General features: G+C 63.8%; 8 protein-coding genes. 2 read left to right on the forward strand and 6 right to left on the reverse strand.

Annotated features, from left to right (window positions below; translation table 11 throughout):
- Positions 1-228: glycine cleavage T C-terminal barrel domain-containing protein (locus EN993_RS29475; RefSeq protein WP_164757891.1), on the forward strand; the 228-nt coding region annotated here is incomplete at its 5' end.
- Complete coding sequence (locus EN993_RS29480) at positions 221-760, forward strand: hypothetical protein (RefSeq protein ID WP_127265544.1); 540 nt, start codon at positions 221-223, stop codon at positions 758-760. The genes EN993_RS29475 and EN993_RS29480, both read left to right, overlap by 8 nt.
- A gap of 11 nt (positions 761-771) precedes the next feature.
- On the opposite strand, the gene EN993_RS29485 is transcribed toward EN993_RS29480, so the two are convergent.
- The 6 genes from EN993_RS29485 to EN993_RS29510 form a co-directional block, all read right to left on the reverse strand.
- A complete protein-coding gene (locus EN993_RS29485; RefSeq protein ID WP_127265545.1) occupies positions 772-1,257 on the reverse strand; it encodes a hypothetical protein in 486 nt (161 codons plus the stop codon).
- Positions 1,258-1,375: 118 nt separating this feature from the next.
- Positions 1,376-1,936, reverse strand: a complete 561-nt coding sequence (gene msuE / locus EN993_RS29490; RefSeq protein WP_127265546.1) for an FMN reductase — start codon at positions 1,934-1,936, stop codon at positions 1,376-1,378.
- 129 nt (positions 1,937-2,065) lie between these two features.
- Complete coding sequence (locus EN993_RS29495; protein ID WP_127265547.1) at positions 2,066-3,253, reverse strand: SfnB family sulfur acquisition oxidoreductase; 1,188 nt, start codon at positions 3,251-3,253, stop codon at positions 2,066-2,068.
- 24 nt (positions 3,254-3,277) lie between these two features.
- Complete coding sequence (locus tag EN993_RS29500; RefSeq protein ID WP_127265548.1) at positions 3,278-4,069, reverse strand: ABC transporter ATP-binding protein; 792 nt, start codon at positions 4,067-4,069, stop codon at positions 3,278-3,280.
- Between the two features lie 81 nt (positions 4,070-4,150).
- Complete coding sequence (locus tag EN993_RS29505; protein WP_127265549.1) at positions 4,151-5,485, reverse strand: ABC transporter substrate-binding protein; 1,335 nt, start codon at positions 5,483-5,485, stop codon at positions 4,151-4,153.
- Positions 5,486-5,569: 84 nt separating this feature from the next.
- On the reverse strand, positions 5,570-6,077 hold a 508-nt coding region (locus EN993_RS29510; protein ID WP_164757892.1), incomplete at its 5' end, for a branched-chain amino acid ABC transporter permease.

The raw sequence follows: 6,077 nt of genomic DNA on the forward strand, positions 1-6,077 counted from the left end.
GGCGCGCACGGCATCAAACGGATCGACGGCAGATTGCGCAGCCAGGGCTTTGTCACCTCGAGCTACCAGAGCCCCACGCTTGGCCGCCCGGTTGCACTTGGGTTGATCGAGCGTGGCGCGGCCCGCCACGGCGAGGCGATCGAAATCCAGCACCTCGGCAAGATCAGCAAGGCGACGATTACCGCCCCTTGCGCCTTCGACCCGGCAGGAGACCGGCTGCATGCGTGATCTCGCGGAAAAATGGTCCGTTGCACCGGACTGGCAGGGTGCGGTCATCACCACGCCGGGCCTCGCGGTGCGGGCAATCTCCGGCCTCGACCAGTTGCTGGTCAGCGGCGATCTCGACGCGTGGACGCGGGCTTCCGGGGTCGACGGGACTGGCGTGGGTGCCTTTGGAGCGGCACAGGGCGACCGCTATGCGGCGCGGCTGGCGCGCGACCGGCTGCTCGTGGTCTCGGACAGCCCGCTCGCCATCGCGACGGGCTGGCACGCGGACGGGTTCGCGGTGACGGCGATCAGTGCCGGGCTGCAAGTGTTCGAGGTCGAGGGCACGGCGCTCGATGCTTTCATCATGCGTGGAACGACACTCGATCCCAGCCAAACGAGTGCTAGTGCAGCGCTGTCCTTCGCGGGTATCAGCGCCATCGTCTATCGCCATGAACACAGGCTGCGCATCCACGCCGACCGTGGTCTTGCTGCCTATCTCTGGACATGGATGGAAACGGCGGCCGGCAACATCGCCGCAGGATCAGCCGATTAGCTGGCGACCTGTCAGAGCGAGAACGACCAGAACAAGCAGGCCAGTGTCGCGGCGGCGAACACCACGAAGAACAGGCTGCGCAGCAGCACGTTGCGGCGCAACTCGTTCATGACGAAGTGGCAACCGACGATCGCCGCCGCAAACAGGAACCGCCAGTTCAGCAATGCCCACACGGCGCTGCCCTGACCAAAAGCCCATCTGGCGGCGAGACAGCCGACGATTGCCGCGAACAGCGCGATCACGGTCCAGAAGATCGCGTCGGCGGCATGGGTCAGGACGATGCCGGCCGCCCTGATCGGCAGGATCATCATCAGCATCGCGCTGAAGAAATAGACAGCGGCAATCGGGATGAACACGCCGGCATCGGCAATGCCGTCAAGGCGCCTGACGCCGATCGCGCCATAGGGATAGCCGTGCCTGGCCACGGCCAGGCTCAACGCCATGAGCAAGGCGGTCAGCACGGCGACCAGTGCGAAGGATGTAAGGGCTTTGCTCATGACGTTCCCGTCCCAGACGAATCAGACAGGAACGGTTTTAGCGGGCGGTCGTAAATTGCGCGTAAGCGAGGGCGCTGCCCTCGCTTATTTCGAACACGGCGCGATCTGGCAAGGCAAGCTATTCGGCGGCGATCCTGCCTGCCGAGCGATTGGCCAGCACGAAGCCAACCTCGTCGACCGCCTGTGCCGCACGCTTCAGGATCGCCTCGGAGCGCAGCACGCCGTCGGTGAAATCCTTGTCGGTGGCGTAGACGGCGGTCGGCAGGGCAAAGGCTTCGAAGAAGCCGAACAGCGGCCGCAGCTGATGTTCGACGATCAAGGCATGACGCTCGCCACCGCCGGTCGCCGTCAGCACGATCGGCTTTCCTCGCAATGCCGCCGGATCGATCAGGTCGAAGAAATGCTTGAACAGACCGGTATAGCTGCCCTTGTAGGTCGGCGAGCCTACGACGAGCACGTCGGCGGCAAGGATCTGTTCCAGGATCGCGCGAGCCTGGCCGTCGAGATCGCGGGCCCATCTCGCCGTTCCCAGCGACGGGCCGAGATCCTCGATATCATAGGTGCTCGCCGATAGGCCGTGGCTGGCGGCGATGTCCCTGGTGACCAGGTCGACGAAGGCGCGCGTCTTTGACGGCCGGGTGATGTTGCCGGAAAAGCCGACGACTGTTGGATTTGACATGGCAGTGGGCCTCTTGGGAATGATAGTCGAAGGTTTGACGTGGCGGGCCGCCCGCCCGCCGGTGGGAAATCAGCTCCAGGCGTGCAGCGGCGGGTTTTCGCCGTTGAGGAAATATTTGCCGAGGATCGATTACTTCCAACGCACCGGGTCGTGCAGCGTGTGGGTACGGGCGTTGCGCCAATGCCGGTCGAGATTGTGTTCGGCCAGCGTTGAGCGGGTCCCTGCCAGTTCGAACAGCTTGTTCGTGGCGGCGATGGCTATTTCGGTCGACAGGATTTTTGCCTCGGCGGTGACGATCTGCGCATGCGCCACCGTCTCGGCGGTCGGCTCGGCCACCGCGCGGTCGATTGCCAGGCCGGCCTTTTCCAGCAACGCCTGCGCCGCGTGCAAACGCAATGTCAGGTCGCCGATGGCCTGGATGGTGTAGGGATCGTCCCAGGCATTGTCGACGCCACTGTCGATCCAGGCGCGGCTCCTGGTCCTGACGAAATGAACCGTCTCGTCGATCGCCGCCTGGGCGATGCCGGTGTCGACGGCCACCTGGATGATCTGGAAGATGGCGCCGTCGGCGGTCGGCTTGTCGTAGCCCTTGTAGCCTGGCACCAGATGCGTCTTCGGCACTTTGACATTGTCGATGATGACGGTGCCGGACAGTGTCGTGCGCTGGCCGAAGCTCGACCAGTCGTCGATGACCGTCAGGCCGGGCGCGGCCCGGTCGGCGATCGCATACCAGGCGCGGCCCTCATCATCGAGCGCCACGATCGGCACCAGATGGGCAAGCAGCGCGCCGGACGAATAGAATTTCCGGCCATTGACGACGACATGATCGCCGGCATCGGTGAAGCGGGTCTCGAAATCGGCGGCGCGCTTGGAGCCGAACTCGGAGAAGGCGTTGCCGAACCGCGTGCCCTTCAGCGCTTCGGCGAACAGCAGCTTCTGCTGATCGGCGTCGGACACGGTGCGGATGGCGGCGACGACGCCGAGATGGTTCTGGGCAACCTGGCCGATCGAGGAATCCGCCGCCGAGATGATTTCGATCACCTTCGCCAGCGTCGCATAGGACACCTCCGGCCCGCCGAATGCCTTGGGCACATTGATCGACCACAGGCCGCTTTGCGAAAACGCATCGAGTTCGGCAACCGGCCAGATCCGCTCGCGGTCGCGTTTGGAGGAGTCCTTGACGAATTCGGCGGCGAGCGCGTGGGCGATGGCAATCGCCTCGGCGTCGTCCTTGATGATGTGCGCTGGTTTCGTCGGCCTTGCGACTGGCGGCACGGCGGCGGAAGCGTGGTCGGTCTTGACGGTCGAAACGGTCATTTCAATGCTCCTTCGGATTTCGTTTCAGGCCACGGCATGGAGATGGGCTGGCTTGGCGGCAGGCGATGCCTGCTGCCCGAGATAAAAGGCCCTGATGTCCTCGCGCTGGCGAAGCTCGGCGGCGGCGCCAGAGAGAACGGAGACGCCGTTTTCCAGCACCGTGGCGTGGTCGGCATAACGAAGCGCCACCGCCGAGTTCTGCTCGGCGACCAGGATCGACAGGCCAGTCTCGCGGTTCAGCTTTCTGAGTGTCAGGAAGATGTCCTGGACGATGAGCGGGGCGAGCCCCATCGACGGTTCGTCGAGGACCAGCAGACGCGGCCGCGACATCAGCGCACGGCCGATGGCGGTCATCTGCTGTTCGCCGCCCGAGGTCAGGCCGGACAATGTCCGACGCTTTTCCTTGAGACGCGGAAAATAGACGTAGATCCGCTCGAGATCCCCATTGATCTCGGTACGGCTCCCGCTGCGGCCGATGCCGCCCGCGACCAGGTTCTCCTCGACGGTGAGGCTCTTGAAGCAGTGGCGGCCTTCCAGCACCTGGACCAGGCCGGCGCGTACCAGATCGCCCGGCTTGCGGCGCGAGACATCTGAGCCTTCATAGCGGATGGTGCCGGAATTGACCTGGCCGCGTTCGGCCGGCAGCAGGTTGGAGACGGCCTTCAGCGTCGTGGTCTTGCCGGCGCCATTGGCACCGAGCAATGCTAGGATCTGGCCACGCCGCAACGCGAAGCTGACGCCGTGCAACGCCGTGATGGCGTGGTTGTAGGTAGCATGGACCGCGTCCGCGGCAAGGATGACGTCATCGTCCGGCATAGGGCTCTCATTTCATGGTTCGATGAACCGAAACAAGCCCGGCGCCGCGGAACTCGATCCGCAGCGCCAGGCTTTGGCTGATCAGTTGGTGGTCACCGCGTCGGCATCATCCGCCGTGCGCAACTTGATGCCTTTCTCGGCGGCGTAGGCCTCGGCGGACTTCTCGATGATCGGCCGCAGCAGCGCCCAGTCCGGCGCGATCCAGTCGGAGACTACGTTCCACTTCTTGCCGTCCCACTGCTGGAAGGTCACGTAGCCTTCGCCCTCGTGGTTGTCCCAGCTGACATTGATCGAGTGGAACAGGTCCTTGGCGCCGAGCGCCTCGACCTTGGCCGGGTCAAGCTTGAGATGCTCGAAGCCCCAGCGGACCTCGTCGCCCGTCAGCGTGCGGTGGCCGAATTTCTCCTGCGCGACGCGGATAGCCTCGACATTGAGGATGCCGTTGACGATGCCGAGATTGTGGTAGACCGAGCCGATGCGCGCCTTGTCTTCTAGATTGCCCTTGCCGGCGCCGTAGACCGTCTTCACGATCTCCTGCACCACCGGGTAGGAGTTGCCGGAAGCCTGCGTGGTGATGGCGGTGTAGCCCTTGGCGGCGTCGCCGGCGGGGATCACGTCCTCTTCGGAGTTCGACCAGACATTGCCGACGATATGGTCGACGGGGAAGCCCACTTTCACCGCTGTCTTCAGCGCCACCGGGTTCATCACGCCCCAGCCGCGCAGAACGACGAAGTCCGGCTTGGCGCGGCGGATGGTCAGCCACTGCGACTGCTGCTCGTTGCCGGGATGCGGCACCTCGATCTGCTGCACGGTGAAACCGTATCTCTGCGCCAGAAGCTCATAGATCGGGATGGTCTCCTTGCCGTAGGGCGAGCCGTGATAGAGCACGACGATCTTCTTGCCCTTGAGCTTGTCGATGCCGCCTTCCTTGGAGGCGATGTAGTTCACGATGCCCGAGGTTTCGCTGTAGGGATTAAGGAGCAGCGGGAAGACGTAAGGGAAGACACGCCCATCAGTCGAGTCGGTGCGGCCGTGGTTGACCGTGATCAGCGGCACCTTGTCGGCGGTGATGCGGTCGATCATGGCATAGGCGATGCCGACCGAGAGCGGGTTCCAGGCGGCGGCACCGGCATGGCTCTTCTGCCGTTCGTAGCATTCGACGCCACGCTCGACCTCATACTGGGTCTCGCACTCGTCCCAGGTCAGCTTGACGCCGTTAACGCCGTCGCGGATGTTGATGAGGTTGAGGTAATCGATGAAGCCGCCGAAGAAGCCGGTGCCGCCGGCCGCGTAAGGTCCGACGCGATAGCTCTGCAGCGGGAAATATTGTTCATCGGCATGCGCGGCGGGCAAGGCCACCGACACGATCATCGCCGCGGACAGCGCCGCCGCCTTGATTGTGCTGAGGAAAGTCATGGTTAGGGTACTCCCGGTATGGGCCGTCTTGGGTTCGGCCCCTGGTTCATTTTCGGATGCGGTTCATTTTCAAATGCATAGAGCTCAAGTCGTCTGCCAGGCGAACAGGAGCCGTCTTCGGATCCTATCCCACAGGGCCACCAGCCCGTCCGGCTCCAGGATCAGAAAGAGGATGATGAGCGCGCCCAGCACGATGCGCTGGCTCATGTCGAGCACGCCCGAATCGAAGAGATCGCCGAGCAGAAAGCCGCCGAGGCGCGATAAGCCAAGTGGAAATACCACGATGAGGGCGGCGCCGAAAAACGCACCGCGTATCGAGGCCAGACCGCCGATGATGATGATGAACAGTATCTGGAACGACCGGTCGAGATCGAAGCCGTCCGGCTCGACGGTCCGCAGATACGCGAAGGCCCAGATGACGCCGGCAACGCCGATGATGAAGGACGAGATGGCGAAGGCCAGCAGCTTGGTCTTCAGCACGGGGATGCCGATGATGCGGGCCGCGGTTTCATTGTCGCGGATGGCGATGAAGTTGCGCCCGGTCTGCGACGTGACCAGCCGGTGGGCGAGGAAGGTCAGCACAGTGACGATG

It is taken from the genome of Mesorhizobium sp. M7D.F.Ca.US.004.01.2.1, assembly GCF_003997785.1.
Taxonomy (GTDB): domain Bacteria; phylum Pseudomonadota; class Alphaproteobacteria; order Rhizobiales; family Rhizobiaceae; genus Mesorhizobium; species Mesorhizobium loti.